The organism is Pseudomonas sp. DCA-1 (genome assembly GCF_046523955.1).
Taxonomy (GTDB): Bacteria; Pseudomonadota; Gammaproteobacteria; order Pseudomonadales; family Pseudomonadaceae; genus Aquipseudomonas; species Aquipseudomonas putida_Y.
In genome coordinates, this window is record NZ_CP169881.1 from 1958313 (window position 1) to 1977134 (window position 18822).

20 protein-coding genes and 1 tRNA gene are annotated in these 18822 nt (G+C 61.5%); 10 read left to right on the top strand and 11 right to left on the bottom strand.

Annotated elements, in window-relative coordinates; genetic code table 11:
- Nucleotides 1–6: 6 nt before the first annotated feature.
- Entirely contained in the window at nt 7–189 is a 183-nt protein-coding gene (locus ACE4QZ_RS09385; RefSeq protein WP_143514745.1) for a hypothetical protein, read from the bottom strand.
- A 193-nt stretch (nt 190–382) separates the two neighbouring features.
- Here ACE4QZ_RS09385 and mgtE point away from each other — a divergent pair, with 193 nt between their 5' ends.
- Nucleotides 383–1825 (top strand): magnesium transporter, encoded by a 1443-nt coding sequence (gene mgtE, locus ACE4QZ_RS09390; protein WP_003254500.1) that lies wholly within the window; start codon nt 383–385, stop codon nt 1823–1825.
- Between the two features lie 106 nt (nt 1826–1931).
- Here the strand turns inward: mgtE and ACE4QZ_RS09395 are convergent, their stop codons facing one another.
- Nucleotides 1932–2258 (bottom strand): Arc family DNA-binding protein, encoded by a 327-nt coding sequence (locus ACE4QZ_RS09395; protein ID WP_003254499.1) that lies wholly within the window; start codon nt 2256–2258, stop codon nt 1932–1934.
- Nucleotides 2259–2327: 69 nt separating this feature from the next.
- Between ACE4QZ_RS09395 and ACE4QZ_RS09400 the strand changes: the two genes are divergently transcribed.
- From ACE4QZ_RS09400 to ACE4QZ_RS09410, 3 genes are all read left to right on the top strand, one after another.
- Nucleotides 2328–2597 (top strand): hypothetical protein, encoded by a 270-nt coding sequence (locus tag ACE4QZ_RS09400; RefSeq protein ID WP_135192500.1) that lies wholly within the window; start codon nt 2328–2330, stop codon nt 2595–2597.
- Nucleotides 2598–2602: 5 nt separating this feature from the next.
- On the top strand, nt 2603–3196 hold the full coding sequence (gene phnN, locus ACE4QZ_RS09405; RefSeq protein ID WP_021785138.1) for a phosphonate metabolism protein/1,5-bisphosphokinase (PRPP-forming) PhnN: 594 nt from the start codon (nt 2603–2605) through the stop codon (nt 3194–3196).
- Nucleotides 3197–3307: 111 nt separating this feature from the next.
- A tRNA-Arg gene (locus ACE4QZ_RS09410) sits at nt 3308–3384 on the top strand.
- 74 nt (nt 3385–3458) lie between these two features.
- Here the strand turns inward: ACE4QZ_RS09410 and ACE4QZ_RS09415 are convergent.
- Nucleotides 3459–3986 (bottom strand): hypothetical protein, encoded by a 528-nt coding sequence (locus tag ACE4QZ_RS09415; RefSeq protein ID WP_021785139.1) that lies wholly within the window; start codon nt 3984–3986, stop codon nt 3459–3461.
- Nucleotides 3987–4201: 215 nt separating this feature from the next.
- Between ACE4QZ_RS09415 and ACE4QZ_RS09420 the strand changes: the two genes are divergently transcribed.
- On the top strand, nt 4202–5200 hold the full coding sequence (locus ACE4QZ_RS09420; RefSeq protein ID WP_021785140.1) for a diguanylate cyclase: 999 nt from the start codon (nt 4202–4204) through the stop codon (nt 5198–5200).
- Between the two features lie 110 nt (nt 5201–5310).
- Here ACE4QZ_RS09420 and lpdA read toward each other — a convergent pair whose 3' ends face one another.
- The 4 genes from lpdA to ACE4QZ_RS09440 are packed head-to-tail and all read right to left on the bottom strand — an operon-like array spanning nt 5311 to nt 10257.
- A complete protein-coding gene (gene lpdA, locus ACE4QZ_RS09425; RefSeq protein ID WP_084850662.1) occupies nt 5311–6690 on the bottom strand; it encodes a dihydrolipoyl dehydrogenase in 1380 nt (459 codons plus the stop codon).
- A 2-nt stretch (nt 6691–6692) separates the two neighbouring features.
- The gene (locus ACE4QZ_RS09430) at nt 6693–7964 is read right to left on the bottom strand and encodes a dihydrolipoamide acetyltransferase family protein (RefSeq protein ID WP_021785142.1); all 1272 of its coding nucleotides are present in this window, start codon (nt 7962–7964) and stop codon (nt 6693–6695) included.
- Nucleotides 7965–9023 (bottom strand): alpha-ketoacid dehydrogenase subunit beta, encoded by a 1059-nt coding sequence (locus ACE4QZ_RS09435; protein WP_003254487.1) that lies wholly within the window; start codon nt 9021–9023, stop codon nt 7965–7967. It lies immediately after the preceding gene.
- 1 nt (nt 9024) lies between these two features.
- Nucleotides 9025–10257 (bottom strand): 3-methyl-2-oxobutanoate dehydrogenase (2-methylpropanoyl-transferring) subunit alpha, encoded by a 1233-nt coding sequence (locus ACE4QZ_RS09440; protein WP_028696948.1) that lies wholly within the window; start codon nt 10255–10257, stop codon nt 9025–9027.
- Between the two features lie 198 nt (nt 10258–10455).
- On the opposite strand from ACE4QZ_RS09440, the gene bkdR reads away from it, so the two are divergent.
- The 3 genes from bkdR to ACE4QZ_RS09455 all read left to right on the top strand — a co-directional run bounded on the left by bkdR (nt 10456) and on the right by ACE4QZ_RS09455 (nt 13886).
- Entirely contained in the window at nt 10456–10941 is a 486-nt protein-coding gene (gene bkdR / locus ACE4QZ_RS09445; RefSeq protein WP_003254485.1) for a Bkd operon transcriptional regulator BkdR, read from the top strand.
- A gap of 230 nt (nt 10942–11171) precedes the next feature.
- Complete coding sequence (locus tag ACE4QZ_RS09450) at nt 11172–12413, top strand: glutamine synthetase family protein (protein ID WP_181005332.1); 1242 nt, start codon at nt 11172–11174, stop codon at nt 12411–12413.
- Between the two features lie 132 nt (nt 12414–12545).
- Nucleotides 12546–13886, top strand: a complete 1341-nt coding sequence (locus tag ACE4QZ_RS09455; RefSeq protein WP_028696946.1) for an MFS transporter — start codon at nt 12546–12548, stop codon at nt 13884–13886.
- An 88-nt stretch (nt 13887–13974) separates the two neighbouring features.
- On the opposite strand, the gene ACE4QZ_RS09460 is transcribed toward ACE4QZ_RS09455, so the two are convergent.
- The 4 genes from ACE4QZ_RS09460 to flgA all read right to left on the bottom strand — a co-directional run bounded on the left by ACE4QZ_RS09460 (nt 13975) and on the right by flgA (nt 16546).
- Entirely contained in the window at nt 13975–14718 is a 744-nt protein-coding gene (locus ACE4QZ_RS09460; protein WP_103462183.1) for a flagellar brake protein, read from the bottom strand.
- Nucleotides 14719–14797: 79 nt separating this feature from the next.
- Nucleotides 14798–15265, bottom strand: coding sequence for a flagella synthesis protein FlgN (locus ACE4QZ_RS09465; RefSeq protein ID WP_010955106.1), 468 nt, complete (start codon nt 15263–15265; stop codon nt 14798–14800).
- A 49-nt stretch (nt 15266–15314) separates the two neighbouring features.
- Nucleotides 15315–15629: a flagellar biosynthesis anti-sigma factor FlgM gene (gene flgM, locus ACE4QZ_RS09470; protein WP_103462184.1), complete on the bottom strand. Its 315-nt coding sequence runs from the start codon at nt 15627–15629 to the stop codon at nt 15315–15317.
- A gap of 164 nt (nt 15630–15793) precedes the next feature.
- Nucleotides 15794–16546: a flagellar basal body P-ring formation chaperone FlgA gene (gene flgA, locus ACE4QZ_RS09475; protein WP_103462185.1), complete on the bottom strand. Its 753-nt coding sequence runs from the start codon at nt 16544–16546 to the stop codon at nt 15794–15796.
- 77 nt (nt 16547–16623) lie between these two features.
- Between flgA and ACE4QZ_RS09480 the strand changes: the two genes are divergently transcribed.
- Both ACE4QZ_RS09480 and cheR read left to right on the top strand, forming a co-directional pair.
- Nucleotides 16624–17553: a chemotaxis protein CheV gene (locus tag ACE4QZ_RS09480; protein ID WP_010955104.1), complete on the top strand. Its 930-nt coding sequence runs from the start codon at nt 16624–16626 to the stop codon at nt 17551–17553.
- A 52-nt stretch (nt 17554–17605) separates the two neighbouring features.
- Nucleotides 17606–18433, top strand: coding sequence for a protein-glutamate O-methyltransferase CheR (gene cheR, locus ACE4QZ_RS09485; protein WP_004575768.1), 828 nt, complete (start codon nt 17606–17608; stop codon nt 18431–18433).
- The last annotated feature ends 389 nt before the right edge of the window (nt 18434–18822 follow it).

An 18822-nucleotide genomic window follows, 5' to 3' on the forward strand; every position in this document is an offset into this window, starting at 1 on the left:
GCCCGCTCAATAGAGCGGGCTTTTTGTTTGTGCGCCAATGAATTCTTGATCATGTCGATCTACGCTCTTCTGTAATGATTGCGGTGTAGCTTGGAGCCGCTGTGCGGCCTCAAAAATCAAATGTGCTTTCTCATCCACAACAACCGTCGCACTGATAGCTTCGAGCGTTGTCCCAGCTTTATCACGCAAACGATTGTTCTGGCCAAAAATTTAAGCGATCTGACAGCTTTAGCAGTGTATGATTGCGCCCGTCAGCCCCGCCGGGGCTTGTGGAAAACCACCATGGACTTACCCAGTAGTTACTCGCTAACAAGATTCATACAGAAAGATCTGACCGATTGATTCCCTCGGCGTGCTCCGCTGCTGGGAGTGGAGTTCGCCTATGACTGAAGTAGAAGTTAAAAAAGCGCAAGAAAGCCTGCAGGATCGCCTGGCCCAGGTGGTCGAACTGCTGCAGCGTCAGCGTATGGTCGAAGACCTGACCCATCGCCAGGAAGGCGCGCACAACGACCTGGTGGAAAACCTGGTCCACCGTCAGAACCTCGTCGAGCTGCAGCGCAAGCTCGATGACCTGCACCCCGCCGACATCGCCTATATCCTCGAAGCCTTGCCCCTGGAAGATCGTCTGACGGTCTGGCAACTGGTGCGCTCGGAGCGCGATGGCGACATCCTGCTGGAAGTTTCCGATTCGGTTCGCCAGTCGCTGATCGCCGACATGGACGATCACGAGCTGCTGGCTGCCGCCAAGGAGATGGACGCCGACGAACTGGCCGACCTCGCCCCAGAGCTGCCGCGCGACGTTGTTCACGAGCTGATGGAGACCCTCGATGCCCAGCAACGCGAACGGGTGCGTTCGGCGCTGAGCTACGACGAGGAGCAGGTCGGTGCGTTGATGGACTTCGAGATGGTCACCATCCGCGAGGACGTCAGCCTGGAAGTGGTTCTGCGCTACCTGCGCCGCCTGAAAGAACTGCCGAACCACACCGACAAATTGTTCGTGGTCGATTACGACGGCATCCTCAAGGGGGTATTGCCGATCAAGCGCCTGCTGGTCAACGACCCGGAGAAAAAGGTCGCGGAGGTCATGGCGACCGACCCCGTCTCCTTCCAGCCCGAGGAAGATGCCTACGATGCAGCGCAGGCTTTCGAGCGTTATGACCTGGTATCCGCCCCGGTGGTGGACAAGAGCGAACGCCTGATCGGCCGTCTGACCATCGACGAAATGGTTGACCTGATCCGTGAGGAAAGCGAGAGCGAAGTCCTCAACATGGCGGGTCTGCGTGAAGAGGAAGATATTTTTGCCTCGGTCTGGCGTTCGTTCCGCAACCGTTGGGCGTGGCTGGCAATCAACCTGATTACCGCGTTCGTTGCTTCGCGAGTGATCGGGTTGTTCGAAGGTTCGATTGAAAAGCTGGTGGCGTTGGCTGCGTTGATGCCGATCGTTGCGGGTATTGGTGGCAACTCTGGTAACCAGACCATCACGATGATCGTCCGCGCCATGGCCCTGGATCAAGTATCGCCAGGCAATACCAGCCGCTTGATGCGTAAGGAGTTGGCTGTGTCGCTGATCAACGGCCTGGTGTGGGGCGGAGTGATTGGTGCGGTGGCTTTCTGGCTGTATGGCAGCTGGTCGCTGGGGGTGGTGATGACCGCAGCGATGACCTTGAACCTGTTACTGGCGGCGCTGATGGGCGTGCTGATCCCGATGACATTGGCCCGCTTGGGTCGCGACCCTGCGATGGGGGCGAGCGTGATGATCACTGCTGTGACTGACAGCGGTGGCTTCTTCATCTTCCTTGGGTTGGCTACGCTGTTCCTGCTGTAAGCCGATCCTCCCTGTGGGAGCAATCCCACAGGGGAATGCGATTGCTGCCAGTCAGTCGCCGACAAAAAAGCCAGCTTACGCTGGCTTTCTTGTGTTCGCGCAGGCCTCAGGAAGCGTCTGCGGCCATTTCCACATCGTGAGCGATGAGGGCGACCAGAGCGTTCTGCTGGCGGTGGGACAGTTGGCGGAAGCGCTGCAGCAACTCGCGCTCATGCAGGGACAGCTCTGGGCTGTCCAGACGCATGCTGAGCTCGTCACCCAGCGCGCCTTCCTGGATAAGGCTCTGTTCCAGGCGTGCGATGATCTCGGAGTTCATGCTGCGGTGGTGGTTGCGCGCTACCTCGGCAATGCGCTCACGCATTCCGTCTGGCAGGCGGACGACGAACTTGTCAGCGGTGCGGCTCGAATAAATAGCCTGTTTCATTGGGCGCATATAAATTGACCGGAGTTTGGTTCAGGGGAAGCGGTTCTCAAATTGGCCGCACGGGATGGAAGTACGACCGTGGCGACGACAAAATGTTCAACCGCCAGTGAAAAATGGATGCTCATCTTGCCTCAAGGTCGCCGTTTGCTTGGCGTCAATTATGTGACAAATAGTGAGCCGGATAAAGGCTTTATGCCAGTACCAATTATCAGAAATGAGCACTGGTTTGAAAAGTTTCACATGCTCTGGCTAGCCTGGCCGTCAGTCATTTGCCGTCAACAATTGGTAAAACCCAGAAAAATGCCCGGAAAAGCCCTAGAATGCGCCGGTTCCCTCCATAGAGCATAGTGGCTATGCAACATGACGCAAGCGACCGCCGATCAGGGACAGGCCGGTTGATATTTCTGGTTGGGCCGTCGGGTTCCGGGAAGGATTCCCTGATCGACGCTTCGCGTGAGCAACTGGCCGTCGCCGGGGTAGAAATAGCCCGCCGGGTCATCACCCGGTCGGCCGAAGCCAAAGGCGAAGCTGCCCAAGGGGTCACGCCCGAGCAGTTTGATACCTTGCGTGCGCAGGGTGCGTTTGCCATGCACTGGCGGGCCAATGGCCTGGACTATGGCATACCCCGGCAGGTGGACCAGTGGTTGGCGGCGGGGAGGCCGGTACTGGTGAATGGCTCGCGGGCTTATCTGGCAGAGGCCCGTCAGCGCTATCCGGACTTGCTGGTCGTGTTGGTCCAGGTCAAGCCTGAGGTGCTGCGCCAGCGCTTGCTGGCCCGGGGCCGGGAAACCACAGAAGAAGTGGAGCAGCGCCTGGCGCGCAGCGCACGCTTGCAGGCTGCAGCCGACCCGTCGGTGCATGTGCTGGATAATTCTTCCACGCTGGAGGCGGCGGTCGCTGCATTCTTTTCGCTGCTTCGCAATCAGGGCGTGCTACCGCGGGGATAGCAGCCGCAGAAAAGGATTACGCGAAAAAGCCCAGTTGAGGCATGACAAACGCCAGCATGCTGGTTAACATGCTGGCCATCCCGCTGTGCAGCGCTCGCTGCCGGTCGTAGCGTCTCAGTAGCTCAATTGGATAGAGCATCCCCCTCCTAAGGGGAAGGTTGCAGGTTCAATTCCTGCCTGGGACGCCATTCTTGTCATTCCGATAATTGTCTCCTTTGTCGCCGCCGCGCTGCTGTTAAAGCACCTTCGCTTGGCCAGCTCACTATATCGGGCTTGCTGCTTGTTGCGTTTCATCCTGGTCGCCATCCGCCTTGGCGACCTGCTCTTGCGCTTTCTCCTCCACCTTGCGCTCGATGTTTTCTTTCATGCGCTGGGCGATCAACTCGTCGACTTTTGCTTTCATTTCTGGTGGCAGGGCGTCGTACTCTTCTTCGGTCAGGCCTATCTCACGCAGCAGTTTTTCCTTGATCATCTCGCCAGGCGACTTGGACATGAAGTCGTGAAATTCCTCCCGGGCAGTCTTGGGCGGCAGTGGTTCTCCGATGATCGGCTCGTTGGTCGCAGAACCCAGGTTTTGCAGCATCACCTTGAGTTTGGCAAAAGCTTCTGCACGAGCATCCTCAGCGTTTTGCTGAGCGGTACTGCCTCCGTTCTGCTGTTGGCTCGCCGTGTTGGCGGTGGATATTGGCGTGCGGACAGGCGCAATCTGGGCCATTGCCTGCTCATCGTTGGCGTGCCGAGGCTGATGGAGCGTGGGCTGCCAGCTCACGCCGTTATGGGCAATTATCATGTTTCCTCGTTGGAAATCTCGTTGACAGCTTCCAAGCGCAAAAGCCATGCCAGCATTCTATCGGCCGAAATCAGGGCCTTGGCGCTATTTCCGATACGCGCGGGCGGGCATATGCTTGCCCGTGTCAGGCATGATCTTGCCGCCTGCGGCAATTACCACCACTGTCGGCAGCCCCTTGATCGGAGCGCAGTTGCTGGGCATCAGGGAGAGTGTCCATGAGTCAAGAAACCAGGCCGGTACCTGCCGGCTTCAGTGAACAGCAGTTGCACACCTTGTTCGATTTGATCAGCGATGGCATCTGGGACTGGAATGCCAATACTGGCTACGTTTATCGCAACCCGGGCTGGTACAGCATGCTGGGTTATGCCAGCCACTCCATGGCCAACTCGGTATTTACCTGGGAGAGCGTGATCCATCCTGAAGACTACCCACGGGTAATGGCGCATTTCGAGGCCTATATCAATCAGCGCAACGAGCGCTACCGCATTGAATACCGTTGCCGTTGTCAGGATGGCAGCTACATCTGGATCGAAGACAGCGGCTACATCATCGCGCATAACGAGGACGGTTCCGTGGCGCGCATGCTGGGTGCGCATCGCAATATCGACGCTGGCAAGCGCTTGGTGGCTCAACTGGAGCAGAAGAACCAGTCACTGGAGTTTCAGGTGGCCGAACGCACCCGCGAGTTGTCTCGGGTTAACCAGCAGTTGCAGCGGCAACTGGACGAAAACCGTGAACTGGCCGAACGCGATGCGTTGACCCGGGTCGCCAATCGTTACCGGCTGGAGAGCGCGTTGCACCTGGAGTGCCAGCGCGCCCAGCGCTTTCGCCAGCCGTTGTCGCTGATTGCCATGGATATGGATGATTTCAAACCGATCAACGACCGCTACGGTCACGCCCGTGGCGATTCGGCGCTGGTGCGGGTGGCCGAAAACCTGCGCACCTGCTTGCGCGAACTGGACCTGCTGGCGCGCTGGGGTGGCGACGAGTTCGTCATCGTGCTGCCGCAGACCGCATTGGGGGAGGCGCTGGAGGTGGCAGCGCGCTTGCGCCAGGTGCTCGAGCTAGTGGAGCCGGTGGGGGATTGTCGACTGACCATGAGCTATGGCGTGGTGCAACGGCTGGATGGGGAGGACCAGGACGCGCTGCTGGCGCGTGCCGACAAGGCGCTATACAGGGCCAAGCGGGCAGGCAAGAACGCAATTTCCGAGTAGCGCCCGCTCAGAGATGGCGCTGTTTTCTGGAGGTTTACATGGCCTGAATGAAAAAAGACCCGCAGCGCCTCTCGGCGCAGCGGGCCAAATCGGCCTCGGCCGCTTCAGTGTCAGATATGCAAGGCGTGACCCAGGGCGCGCAGCGCGGCTTCCTGTACCGCTTCACCCAGCGTGGGGTGGGCATGAATGGTGCCGGCCACATCTTCCAGGCACGCGCCCATCTCCAGCGATTGGGCAAACGCCGTGGACAATTCGGAAACCGCCACGCCAACTGCCTGCCAGCCCAGAATCAAGTGATTGTCGCGTCGCGCCACCACGCGCACGAAACCGCTTTTCGACTCCAGGCTCATGGCCCTGCCGTTGGCGGCAAACGGGAACTGCGCGACGATGCAGTCCAGGCCCTGCTGGCTGGCTTGTTCCGGGGTCTTGCCGACCACCACCAGCTCCGGGTCGGTGAAGCACACGGCGGCAATTGCAGTAGGCTCGAAGCGGCGGGCCTTGCCGGCGATGATTTCGGCGACCATCTCGCCCTGGGCCATGGCCCGGTGCGCCAGCATCGGCTCGCCAGCGACGTCGCCGATGGCCCAGACGTTGCGCATGCTGGTCTGGCAGTGCTCGTCGATGGCAATGGCGGCGCCGTTCATCTTCAGGTCCAGGCATTCCAGGTTGAAGCCTTGGGTGCGTGGCCGGCGGCCCACGGCCACCAGTACCTGGTCGGTCTCCAGGCGCAGTTGCCCGCCCTTGCCGTCGTTGGCCAGCAGGCAACCATTTTCGTAACCTTCAACGCTGTGGCCCAGGTGCAGGGCGATGCCCAGCTTCTTCAGCGACTCGGCCACCGGGGCGGTCAATTCGCTGTCGTAGGTCGGCAGGATGCGCTCACGCGCTTCCACCACACTGACCTGTGCACCCAGCTTGCGATAGGCAATGCCCAACTCCAGGCCAATGTAGCCACCCCCTACCACCACCAGATGTTGCGGCAGGGCTTTCGGTGCCAGGGCTTCGGTGGAGGAAATCACCGGGCCACCCAGCGGCAGCATCGGCAGTTCGACACTGCTGGAGCCGGTGGCCAGCAACAGGTGCTCACACTGGATGCGCTGGCCATCGACCTCGACCTGCTTGCCGTCGAGCACCTTGGCCCAGCCATGTACCACTTTTACCCCGTGCTTTTTCAGCAAGGCGGCAACACCGGTGGTCAGGCGGTCGACGATGCCGTCCTTCCAGGCCACGCTCTGGCCGATGTCCAGGCGCGGCGAGGCTACGCTGATACCCAGCTCGGACGCCCCGGCAAAACGCGAAGTCTGGTGGAACTGTTCGGCCACATGGATCAGTGCTTTGGACGGAATGCAGCCGATGTTCAGGCAGGTGCCGCCCAGCGCCTGGCCTTCTACCAGTACGGTGGGGATGCCCAGTTGCCCGGCGCGGATGGCAGCCACATAACCGCCGGGGCCGCCGCCGATGATCAGCAGGGTCGTTTGGATAGTCTGGTGCATGCTCACTCCACGAACAGGCAGGCGGGCTGTTCGAGCAGGCCGCGCACGGCCTGGATGAACAGGGCGGCGTCCATGCCATCGACCACGCGGTGGTCGAACGAACTGGACAGGTTCATCATCTTGCGCACGACGATCTGGCCGTCGATCACCACTGGCCGTTCGACCATGCGGTTGACCCCGACGATTGCCACTTCCGGGGTGTTGACCACCGGCGTGCTGACAATGCCACCCAAGGCGCCGAGGCTGGTCAGGGTGATGGTCGAGCCGGACAGCTCTTCGCGGCTGGCCTTGTTGTTGCGTGCAGCGTTGGCCAGGCGCGAAATTTCGCCGGCATTGGCCCACAGGCTGCCCGCTTCGGCGTGGCGCAGCACGGGTACCATCAGGCCGTTGTCACCTTGGGTGGCAATGCCCACATGCACCGCGCCATGGCGGGTGATGATCTGCGCTTCGTCGTCGTAGGTTGCGTTGATCTGCGGGAAGTCACGCAGCGCCACGACCAAGGCGCGCACCAGGAATGGCAGCAAGGTCAGCTTGCCGCGGCTGTCGCCGTGCTTGCTGTTGAGCTGCTGGCGCAGGGCTTCCAGGGCGGTGACGTCAATTTCTTCCACGTAGCTGAAGTGTGCGACGCGGCGCTTGGCGTCCTGCATGCGCTGGGCGATCTTGCGACGCAGGCCGATCACAGGCACCTGTTCGCTGTCAGTGCGCTTGGCATAGCCGTTCGGTGCCTGGCCGGCATTGCTTTGCGGCTTGCTCATGAAGGCGTCGAGGTCTTCGTGCAGAATACGCCCGGCCGGGCCGCTGCCATGCACATAACGCAGTTCGATACCGGCATCCAGGGCGCGTTTGCGCACGGCCGGCGAGGCCAGTGGCTTGTCGCCCGGCTGGCGCGGCACAATGGCCGCAGCTTCGTGATTGGCGGGCGCCTGGTGCGCGGCGGGTTTTACGTCTTTCTGCGGTTCCGGCTTGGCTGCAATCGGGGCCGCCTGGGCCTCTACCGGCTTTGGCTGAGGCACATCCACATGGTTGCCGCTGCCTTCCACTTCGATGCGGATCAGTTCGCTACCGACCGCCATCACTTCACCGGGCTGTCCACCCAAGGCCAGCACTGTACCGCTGACCGGCGAAGGGATTTCGACGGTGGCCTTGTCGGTCATGACGTCGGCCACCACCTGGTCCTCGGCGATGATATCGCCGACCTTGACGAACCATTCCACCAACTCGACCTGCGCGATGCCTTCGCCAATGTCCGGCATCTTGATGACGTGCGTGCCCATTCAGACCTCCATGACCTTTTTCAGTGCCGCACCTACCCGCGAAGGGCCGGGGAAGTAAGCCCATTCCTGTGCGTGAGGGTAGGGGGTGTCCCAGCCGGTGACGCGCTCGATCGGCGCCTCCAGGTGGTGGAAGCAGTGCTCCTGCACCAGCGCCACCAGTTCGGCACCGAAGCCGCAGGTGCGGGTGGCCTCGTGCACCACCACGCAACGGCCGGTCTTTTTCACCGACTCGACGATAGTATCCAGGTCCAGCGGCCACAGGCTGCGCAGGTCGATCACTTCGGCATCGACGCCGCTTTCTTCGGCGGCCACCTGGGCCACGTACACCGTGGTGCCGTAGGTCAGCACAGTCACGTCATTGCCAGGGCGGGTAATGGCGGCCTTGTCCAGCGGTACGGTGTAATAGCCGTCGGGCACGGCGCTGTGCGGGTGCTTCGACCACGGTGTTACCGGGCGGTCGTGGTGGCCATCGAACGGGCCGTTGTACAGGCGTTTGGGCTCCAGGAAGATTACCGGGTCGTCGCATTCGATCGAGGCAATCAGCAGGCCTTTGGCGTCATATGGGTTGGACGGCATGACGGTGCGCAGACCGCACACCTGGGTGAACATCGCTTCCGGGCTCTGGCTGTGAGTCTGGCCGCCATAGATACCGCCGCCGCAAGGCATGCGCAGGGTCAGCGGGGCGATGAACTCGCCGGCCGAACGGTAACGCAGGCGGGCCAGCTCGGAGACGATCTGGTCGGAGGCCGGGTAGAAGTAGTCGGCGAACTGGATTTCCACCACCGGGCGCAGGCCATAGGCACCCATGCCCACGGCGGTACCGACGATGCCGCTCTCGGAGATGGGCGCATCGAACACGCGCGATTTGCCGTACTTGTTCTGCAGGCCTTCGGTGCAGCGGAACACGCCGCCGAAGTAACCGACGTCCTGGCCGTACACCACTACATTGTCGTCGCGCTCAAGCATGACATCCATGGCCGAGCGCAGGGCCTGGATCATGGTCATGGTAGTGGTGGCCATGGCGGTTTCCGGGTTTATGCTGTTGTTGTGGTCGTTCATCTCAAACCCCCAGTTCCTGGCGTTGACGGCGCAGGTGTTCGGGCATCTCCTTGTACACATCCTCGAACATCGAGGCGGCGCTCGGGATATGCCCGTTGGCCAGGGTGCCGTATTGCTCGGCTTCTTTCTGCGCAGCAATCACCGCAGCTTCGAGCTCGGCCGTGACGGCCTGGTGTTCTTCCTCGGACCAGTGGCCGATCTTGATCAGGTGCTGCTTCAGGCGGGCGATCGGGTCACCCAGCGGGAAGTGGCTCCAGTCATCGGCAGGGCGGTACTTGGAGGGGTCGTCCGACGTCGAGTGCGGGCCGGCACGGTAGGTGACCCACTCGATCAGGCTTGGGCCCAGGCCGCGTCGGGCGCGTTCGGCAGCCCAGCGCGAGGCGGCGTACACGGCGACGAAGTCGTTGCCGTCAACCCGCAGCGAAGCAATACCGCAACCCACGCCACGGCCGGCAAAGGTGGTCGACTCGCCACCGGCGATGGCCTGGAAAGTGGAAATGGCCCACTGGTTGTTGACCACGTTGAGGATGACCGGGGCGCGGTATACGTGGGCAAAGGTGAGGGCGGTGTGGAAGTCCGACTCGGCAGTAGCGCCGTCACCGATCCACGCCGAGGCGATCTTGGTATCGCCTTTGATCGCCGATGCCATGGCCCAGCCGACCGCCTGCACGAACTGGGTCGCCAGGTTGCCGCTGATGGTGAAGAAGCCGGCTTCGCGCACCGAGTACATGATCGGCAACTGGCGGCCTTTGAGTGGGTCGCGCTCGTTGGACAGCAGTTGGCAGATCATCTCGACCAGCGATACGTCGCGGGCCATCAGGATGCTTTGCTGGCGGTAGGTCGGGAAGCACATGTCAGTGCGGTTCAGCGCCAGCGCCTGGCCGCTGCCGATGGCTTCTTCGCCCAGGCTTTGCATGTAGAAGGACATCTTCTTCTGGCGCTGGGCAACCACCATGCGGCTGTCGAAGATCCGCGTCTTGAGCATGGCGCGCATGCCTTGGCGAAGGATCTGCGGGTCGATGTCCTCGGCCCACGGGCCTTGCGCGTCGCCTTGCTCGTCGAGCACGCGGACCAGGCTGCAGGACAGGTCGGCAGTGTCGGCAGCATCGACATCGATAGCGGGTTTACGGGCCTGACCTGCATCGGTGAGGCGCAGGTAGGAAAAATCGGTCTGGCAGCCTGGCCGGCCGGTGGGCTCGGGCACATGCAAACGCAGGGGGGCGTACTCGTTCATGCTTTTTACGCTCGCTCGGGTATTTGTTTTTGTGAGCTCTGAAGCGGCCGCCGCTGAGTACCGGCTTGTGACTGGTAAGTCAGCGTCACCTACATCTTAGTGGCCCGGCAGGAGAATTTTTCTCTCAAGTTGATTGCCTTTGCCGAGCGGGGCAGATAAACATTCCGCATAAACACAAAAAACCGGTGATTTTGTCTCATGCGCAAACTCGATCGTACCGATATCGGCATTCTCAACAGCCTGCAAGAGAACGCCCGCATCACCAATGCCGAGCTGGCACGCTCGGTGAACCTGTCGCCCACGCCTTGCTTCAACCGGGTGCGGGCCATGGAGGAACTGGGGGTGATCCGCCAGCAGGTGACCTTGCTGTCGCCGGAGGTGCTGGGGCTGGATGTGAACGTGTTCATCCATGTCAGCCTGGAAAAACAGGTGGAGCAGTCGTTGCACCGCTTCGAGGAAGAAATTGCCGAAAGGCCCGAGGTGATGGAGTGTTACCTGATGACGGGTGACCCGGATTACCTGTTGCGGGTGCTATTGCCCAGCATCCAGGCGCTGGAGCGGTTTCTCGATTACCTGACGCGCTTGCCAGGGGTAGCCAATATTCGTTCGAGCTTTGCCCTGAAGCAGGTGCGCTACAAGACGGCGTTGCCGTTGCCGGCCAATGGCATGACCTTGCGGGAGTAAGGGGGGCGGTGCCGGCACAAGGATCGCATCCACCTGTAGGGGCGGGTTCACCCGCGAAGAGGCCGGCACAGCCACCCAATAGGCTGCTTGATATTTTAAACACCCGCAGCCTATGTTGTTGTCAGCCTACAACAACAAGGACAAGCGTCATGAGCACTGCTCAGCTCCAGGGCATCGATGAAATCGAATGCGTCACCCCCGACCTCAACGGCGTCCCGCGCGGCAAGGTGATGACCGCCGAAGGCTTCCTCGAAGGCCGTCGTCTGCAGATGGCCCGGGGGGTGCTGCTGCAGTGCATCATGGGCGGCTACCCACCGGCGAAGTTCTACGGCAGTGACGACGGCGACCTGGCACTGGTGGCCGAACCCGGTCAGGTGCACCGCCTGCCCTGGAGCAATGACGGCCGCGCCTTGGCCATCTGCGATGCCAACGAGCTGGATGGCCGGCCCTCGGCACTGTCCACCCGGGGCCAGCTAAAAGCCGTGATAGCCCGCTATGCGGCACTGGGCCTGGTGCCAGTAGTGGCAACCGAGCTGGAGTTCTTCGTCTTTGCCCCCAGCACTGACCCGCACCAACCGTTCCTGCCGCCTGTAGGCAGCGATGGCCGCCGCGAGCAGGGCCATTCGGCGTTCAGTGTCAGCTCCAACAACGGCCTGCGCCCGTTCTTCAAGGAGGTGTACCACTGCATGGCCGCGCTCGGCCTGCCACGTGACACCTTCATGCACGAAATGGGTGTCAGCCAGTTCGAGATCAATCTGCTGCACGGCGACCCGCTGCTGTTGGCCGACCAGACCTTCCTGTTCAAGCACCTGCTCAAGGAAGTGGCGCTCAAGCACGGGCTGACGGTGGTCTGCATGGCCAAGCCGCTGGCGCGTACGCCCGGCAGCTCCATGCATATTCACCAGAGCCTGGTCGAGGCCAGCAGCGGGCGTAACGTGTTCAGTGACGAGCAAGGCCTGCCGACAGACACCTTCCACCACTTCATCGGCGGGTTGCAGGCGTGCATGGCCGACTTCACTGCCCTGTTCGCGCCCAACGTCAACTCCTACCAGCGCCTGTGCCATCCCTATGCCTCGCCGAACAATGCGTGCTGGTCCGAGGACAATCGCGCCGTTGGCCTGCGCATTCCGGCCAGTGCGCCGGTCGCGCGACGGGTGGAAAACCGCCTGCCAGGCGCCGATGCCAACCCTTACCTGGCCATTGCCGCCAGCCTGGCCGCCGGCCTGCACGGCATCGAGCAGCGCTTGCAGCCATCGCCGGCCATCCAGGGCGAATTCGAGGTGCCCGAGCACCTGAGCTTGCCGTGCACGCTGCACGCGGCCCTTGAAAGACTCAAGCGCAGCACGCTGGCGCGGGAACTGTTCGGCAGCGAGTTCATCGAAGGCTACATCGCCAGCAAGACCCTTGAACTGAGCGATTTCTTCGACGAGATCACGCCGTGGGAGCGCCGGGTGCTGGCGGCACAGGCCTGAGCGCGACACAACCTGCACCGGGCACGCCCCCGCACAGCCAAATAGCTGTCGGGGGGCCTGCGCCAGGCGGTTTTTGCCTTTATGCTGCTAGCACCCAAAACTGCCACCTGACCAGGGAGCTCCACGGGACGTATGCGAAATGTATGGAAGCCGTTTCAGTCGTTGTATTTCGCCGCGCTGATGATGTTGATCGGCTCGGGCCTGCTCAGCACCTACCTGGCCCTGCGCCTGGCGGCCGACCATGTCGACAGCCTGTGGGTGGGTGCGTTGATGGCGGCCAACTACTTTGGCCTGGCGGTTGGCGGCAAGGTTGGCCACCGGCTGATCGGGCGGGTAGGGCACATACGCGCCTATGCCACCTGTGCCGGTATCGTCGGCGCCGCGGTGCTCGGTCATGGCCTGACCAGCTGGCTGCCGGCCTGGGTCGGGCTGCGCATGATCGTCGGCCTGGGGATGATGTGCCAATACATGGTCATCGAGAGTTGGCTCAATGAGCAGGCCGATGTGAAGCACCGGGGCGCGGTGTTCAGCGGTTACATGATTGCTTCGTACCTGGGGCTGGTGCTTGGCCAGTTGATCCTGGTTGTGCACCCGCAGCTCGGCCCTGAGCTGCTGATGCTGGTGGCGATGTGCTTTGCCCTGTGCCTGGTGCCCGTGGCGATGACCCGGCGTATTCACCCGGCGCCTTTGCGCCCGGCACCGATGGAGCCGAAGTTCTTCATCAAGCGCGTGCCGCAGTCGCTCAGTACGGTTTTGGGCTCGGGGCTGATTGTCGGCTCGTTCTACGGTCTGGCGCCTTTATATGCGTCAAGCCAGGGGATGAGTACCGAGCAAATTGGTCTGTTCATGGGTAGCTGCATTTTTGCCGGCCTGCTGGTGCAGTGGCCGCTAGGCTGGTTGTCTGACCGTTATGACCGGGCCGTGCTTATTCGTAGCGTGGCGGTGGGGCTGGCACTGGCTGCTGCGCCATTGGCGATTCTGCCCAGTGTGCCGCTGGAGTTGCTGTTCGGTATCGGCTTCCTGATCTCGTTGCTGCAGTTCTGCCTGTACCCGCTGGCGGTTGCTTTTTCCAATGACCACGTGGAAAGCGAGCGCCGGGTATCGCTGACGGCGATGCTGTTGGTGACCTACGGTGTGGGTGCATGCGTTGGCCCGTTGGCGGCAGGGGTTCTGATGAAGGTGCTGGGCGCGCAGATGTTGTATGCCTTCTTCGTATTCTTTGCCTTGGTGCTGGTCTGGCGCATTCGGCCGAAAGCGGTTACCGGCCTGCATCAGGTACAGGATGCACCGCTGGGCCACGTGGCGATGCCGGCGGCCGGTTCGCCGTTGTCGGCGGCGCTGGACCCGCGGGTGGATGAGCAGACCGTGCAGGACGTGATGCAGGCACCTGTGGCGGCTGAAGACACCGAGGATGAAGAGAAGGGCGCGCAGCAGCAGGCGCCTGAACCGGAAGAAGCCAGCAAGTCGGTGTAGGGTTTACCCGCGAAGAGGCCAGCCCAGCAGAAACACAAATGAAAACGCCACCTCAGCAGGTGGCGTTTTCTGTTTTACCGACCGACGATCAATAATCGTCCTTGTCGAACCGCCGCGCCTCACGCTGCAGCTGGTACACAAAACTCTCGATCTTGCGTTGAGCCTGCCCGCTCAGGTTGTGGAAGCGCACGCCGGCAAAGGTAGTGTTGATGCGCTCTTCATAGTGCAGATGACGCAGCTCGACCATGGTATCCACCAGGCCCAGCGGGTTGCCCGCCTTGAAACGCTCATACACCTGGCCCAGTTGCAAGCGGTCTTCGACATTGCCTTCGAAGCGCAGTTTGCAGCCGGTGGCCGAGATATCCAGCAGCTTGCCTCGCATGGCGCCGTTGCCCTTGAGGTGAGCACCGTCGAGGATGATGTCGACCAGCTGCGATAGCTTCAGTGCGGCGCGGAAGGCGTTGCGGCGCTGGTGGTAGGTCATCTCTTGCGGTAGGGCGCCGCTGTAGCAGCGATGGCCGTCGACCTCGCTGATTTTCAGCTCGTGATCGCACTCCCAGGCGATGCGCACACCATCGTGGAAGCCTTCGACGCGGAAGTGCTCGCCGTTCTCGATGAATTTCTCGCCGTCACGGGGGATCATCTCGTCCAGTGCCAGGGTGTTGCTTTCGCGGTCCACGCGCACCACATAGCTCTGGAAGCGCTGGCTGCGGTCATGGAAGGTGATGATCAGGGGGTCGTGGCTTTCCTGCAGCTGCCGCAAGTTGGCCGCAATCTCCAAGGGGGTGCTCAACACCTTGGGTGGCTGCGGGGCATCGGATTCATTGAACACAGCTTATCGTTCTCCAGGCAAAAGCGACACACGCAAGTAACGGCATTTTGCCACTATGTTCTGTGCCTTGATAGAAAAATCACACTTGGCTGAGCGCGCGCGGCTTGGCCAGAGGCGAGGTGCTGCCACGGCTGTCGTAGAGTGAGGGCGAATCGCCGCCCTGAAGGATGCGGATCTGGTTGTTGGTGACGTGTTGCTGCACCTGGATGATCCGGCCATTGGTCTGGTTGACCTGCTGGCAGTCGTCCATCAGTTGCGACAGCATGTCGAGCCGCTGCAGCATCACATCACCATGGGGTGACTGCGCGGCTACAGCCTGCACACCGGTGCGGTCGGCACTCAGGCCCAGGCTGCCGAGCAATTGGCTGCGGCGCTGGCCGTGCTGCTCGAGCAAGATGATCAACGACTGCTTGCGCGCCAGGATTTGCTCCAGCAGCGGCATGTCGCGGCCATGCAGGGCAATTGCTTCCTTGTGCAGAAGGTCGAGCAGTTCCTGCATCGGGGCAATGTCATCTTCGATCAGTTGCAGCAAGGTGGTGTCGTGCATGGCTAACTCTTGGCTTTTCTAGCGTCCGTGAAGTCAGCGCGCCGTACGGTCAGCGCTGGGCTTCGAAATCAAGCAGTTTGCTGGCGACCCGGCTGGCATCGACCTGGTAGCTGCCGTCGGCGATTGCCTGTTTCAACTCGGCCACGCGGGCGCTGTTGACCACCGGCTCGTCGCGCAGCTTGTCGCTGATCTTCTGCAACTGCTGGGCCTCCTGGCTGAGGTGTACCGCTTCTCCGCTGGCGCTGGTGGCGCTTGCCGCTTCCTGGCTGGCTGCCGGTTTTTCGGCGCTGCCGGACGCGGTATTGCCGCGCACGCCGCCCGTGACGGACGGAGAGTTATTCAAACGACTGAAGTCGATGACCATGATCAGAAACCTCTGGGTATTTGGACGCTTGCCTTGTTTTCGGCCAACCCGATATAAACTTTAGGCACAAATGCATTGCCGCCTGTCGGCAAGCCCGCGAACCCGTGTTCTGACACAGTTTAGGAAAAGCGGTTCCTCACTGCCAGCGCAATCTGGTGGCTGGCCTACATACTGACCTCGACCTGGCCAGGCCCGGTCACCCTGGCCTTGACCACGCGTTTGGAGTTGAGGTTGCGTACCCGGATCTGCTCGCTCAGGCCGCCCTTGCTCAAGGCTTCGCCCGGCATGCGCACGCTCAGGCCACCACTGCGGGCAATGATCACCACATGATCACCCTTGCGCACCACCTCGGCCTGTTTCAGGTGTTGCGGGGTGAGCACCTGGTCGATCACCGTGGGGCGCAGCATCTTCATGCCCACCGCCTGGTCCAGCTCGGTCAGAAAGCCCTGGCCCAGGGTGCCGACGTCTCGCTCGCGCAGGGCCACGTCACCTTCGCCGACCGTGTTGTCGCGCTTGAGCGGGCGGGTTACCACTACCACGTCGCGGAAAAGTCGCACGGTGGCCGGTACAAATACCGTCCACGGTGCTGCGCCGTTGCAGCGTATCCTTACCGTCACCCGGCCCAGTGGCTTGGCCGGGCTTTCCAGCGAGGCGTCCAGCTGCTGGCTGCACAATGGCATGCGCAACCGTGGGTCCAGCGGGTTGACCTGGATTTCATAGCGGCCGGCAGTCTGGGTGGTGGACAGGTAATCTTCAACGGTGAATTCAAGAAACCCTTGGGTGACACCGATAAGCTGTTCAGGCAAGGTGAACGCGTCCGCTACCGTGCGAACGCCGGGCATCAGCAGGCACAGCGTGGCCAGCGGGCCAGTCAGCAGGCGTGTCAATCGTCGGGAAAATGTCGTTTTCGTGTGCATGACACTCAAAAAAGCAAAGCCCGTGCCGACTCGCTACCTGAGTTGCAACGAAAGGCTGAAACGTTAAGGAGTCTGGCATGGCGGGTGTTATGGATTCGGTCAACCAGCGCACGCAGCTGGTGGGGCAGAATCGCCTGGAATTGCTGCTGTTCCGCCTCAATGGCGAACAGCTTTACGGCATCAATGTGTTCAAGGTCAGGGAAGTACTGCAATGCCCTGCACTGACCTTGCTGCCCAAGGCGCACCCTGTGGTGCGTGGCGTTGCCAATATTCGCGGGGCGACCATCCCGATCCTCGACTTGTCGATGGCCACCGGGTTGCGACCGCTGCAGGAAGACACACGCAACAGCTTCGTGATCATCACCGAGTACAACACCAAGACCCAAGGCTTCCTGGTGCATTCGGTGGAGCGCATCGTCAACATGAACTGGGAAGAGATTCATCCGCCACCCAAGGGGACCGGCCGTGATCACTACCTGACCGCGGTCACCCGGGTGGATAACCGCATGGTCGAGATCATCGATGTGGAGAAGGTGCTGGCCGAAGTGTCGCCGTCGTCCGAGTCGGTATCGGCCGGTGTGATCGATGCCGAGGTGCAGGACAAGGCGGTGTTGATGCGGGTGCTGACCGTCGACGATTCGTCGGTGGCGCGCAAACAGGTCAGCCGTTGCCTGCAGACCGTCGGGGTCGAGGTGGTGGCGCTCAATGATGGTCGTCAGGCGCTGAACTACCTGCGTCAGCTGGTGGATGAGGGCAAAAAGCCTGAAGAAGAGTTCCTGATGATGATCTCGGACATTGAAATGCCGGAAATGGACGGCTATACGCTAACGGCGGAGATTCGCAGCGATCCGCGCATGCAAAAGTTGCACATCTGCCTGCATACTTCGCTTTCCGGGGTGTTCAACCAGGCAATGGTCAAGAAGGTCGGCGCCGATGACTTCCTGGCCAAGTTCAAGCCGGACGACCTGGCCCAACGGGTGGTCGACCGGATCAAGGCAGCGCATTGAAGCAGCCGGGGGGCATGCCCCCGGCACCAGTGATTGAAAAGAGGCGGCAGTAGTGTCTACGGGTAATTTGGATTTCGAACAGTTCCGGGTCTTCCTGGAGAAAGCCTGTGGCATCCTGCTTGGCGAGAATAAGCAGTACCTGGTTTCCAGCCGTCTCAACAAGCTGATGGAACAACAGGGCATCAAGAGCCTGGGTGAGCTGGTGCAGCGCATTCAGGCCCAGCCGCGCGGCGGCTTGCGCGAGCAGGTGGTCGATGCCATGACCACCAATGAGACCCTGTGGTTTCGCGACACCTATCCGTTCGAAGTGCTGAAGAACAAGGTGATCCCCGAGTTCATCCGCAACAACCCCGGCCAGCGACTGCGCATGTGGTCGGCGGCCTGTTCGTCGGGGCAGGAGCCGTATTCCATCTCGATGGCAATCGACGAGTTCGAGCGCAGCAACCTCGGCCAGTTGAAGATGGGGGCGCAGATCGTCGCCACCGACCTCTCCGGCACCATGCTGACCAACTGCAAGACTGGCGAATATGACAGCCTGGCGATTGCCCGCGGCTTGTCCCAAGAGCGCTTGCAGCGCTACTTCGACCCCAAGGGGCCGGGGCGCTGGGCGGTCAAGCCAGCGATTCGCAGCCGTGTCGAGTTCCGCTCGTTCAACTTGCTCGACAGCTATGCCAGTCTGGGCAAGTTCGACATCGTGTTCTGCCGCAATGTGCTGATCTATTTCTCGGCGCAGGTGAAGAAGGACATCCTGCTGCGCATTCACAGTACCCTCAAGCCAGGAGGCTACCTGTTCCTCGGCGCCTCGGAAGCGCTGAACGGCTTGCCGGACCATTACCAGATGGTGCAGTGCAGCCCGGGGATCATCTACCAGGCCAAGTAAGCAAAAAGGCCGGCATCGAGAGATGCCGGCCTTTTTGTTTGCCCTGTCTTCGTAGGAGCGGGTTTACCCGCGAAGAGGCCGGCCCTGGTGGCCAATTTCCACCCGCCGTTCACCGTTGCGGCCGCTACCGTATTCGCGGGTAAACCCGCTCCTACACCGGATCGGTGGTGGACACACACCGGAGGTTGGGCGCAGCCCGCCGTGTAGGAGCGGGTTCACCCGCGAAAGGACCGGGCCTGCTGGCCATTTACCACCCGCCGTTCACCGTTGCTGCCGCTACCGTATTCGCGGGTAAACCCGCTCCTACACAGATTGGTGGTGGGCACACATCGGAGGTTGGACACTGCCCGCCGTAGGAGCGGGTTTACCCGCGAAGAGGCCGGCCCTGC

Excerpts from the sequence above, each read along its gene's own strand:
- bkdR (WP_003254485.1), top strand. The coding sequence starts at position 10,456 with ATGCGCAAACTCGATCGTACCGATATCGGCATTCTCAACAGCCTGCAA.
- ACE4QZ_RS09395 (WP_003254499.1), bottom strand. The coding sequence starts at position 2,258 with ATGCGCCCAATGAAACAGGCTATTTATTCGAGCCGCACCGCTGACAAG.
- flgM (WP_103462184.1), bottom strand. The coding sequence starts at position 15,629 with ATGGTCATCGACTTCAGTCGTTTGAATAACTCTCCGTCCGTCACGGGC.
- ACE4QZ_RS09440 (WP_028696948.1), bottom strand. The coding sequence starts at position 10,257 with ATGAACGAGTACGCCCCCCTGCGTTTGCATGTGCCCGAGCCCACCGGC.
- ACE4QZ_RS09435 (WP_003254487.1), bottom strand. The coding sequence starts at position 9,023 with ATGAACGACCACAACAACAGCATAAACCCGGAAACCGCCATGGCCACC.
- lpdA (WP_084850662.1), bottom strand. The coding sequence starts at position 6,690 with ATGCACCAGACTATCCAAACGACCCTGCTGATCATCGGCGGCGGCCCC.
- ACE4QZ_RS09415 (WP_021785139.1), bottom strand. The coding sequence starts at position 3,986 with ATGATAATTGCCCATAACGGCGTGAGCTGGCAGCCCACGCTCCATCAG.
- phnN (WP_021785138.1), top strand. The coding sequence starts at position 2,603 with ATGCAACATGACGCAAGCGACCGCCGATCAGGGACAGGCCGGTTGATA.
- flgA (WP_103462185.1), bottom strand. The coding sequence starts at position 16,546 with ATGCACACGAAAACGACATTTTCCCGACGATTGACACGCCTGCTGACT.
- ACE4QZ_RS09420 (WP_021785140.1), top strand. The coding sequence starts at position 4,202 with ATGAGTCAAGAAACCAGGCCGGTACCTGCCGGCTTCAGTGAACAGCAG.
- mgtE (WP_003254500.1), top strand. The coding sequence starts at position 383 with ATGACTGAAGTAGAAGTTAAAAAAGCGCAAGAAAGCCTGCAGGATCGC.
- ACE4QZ_RS09430 (WP_021785142.1), bottom strand. The coding sequence starts at position 7,964 with ATGGGCACGCACGTCATCAAGATGCCGGACATTGGCGAAGGCATCGCG.
- ACE4QZ_RS09465 (WP_010955106.1), bottom strand. The coding sequence starts at position 15,265 with ATGCACGACACCACCTTGCTGCAACTGATCGAAGATGACATTGCCCCG.
- ACE4QZ_RS09480 (WP_010955104.1), top strand. The coding sequence starts at position 16,624 with ATGGCGGGTGTTATGGATTCGGTCAACCAGCGCACGCAGCTGGTGGGG.
- ACE4QZ_RS09455 (WP_028696946.1), top strand. The coding sequence starts at position 12,546 with ATGCGAAATGTATGGAAGCCGTTTCAGTCGTTGTATTTCGCCGCGCTG.
- ACE4QZ_RS09450 (WP_181005332.1), top strand. The coding sequence starts at position 11,172 with ATGACCGCCGAAGGCTTCCTCGAAGGCCGTCGTCTGCAGATGGCCCGG.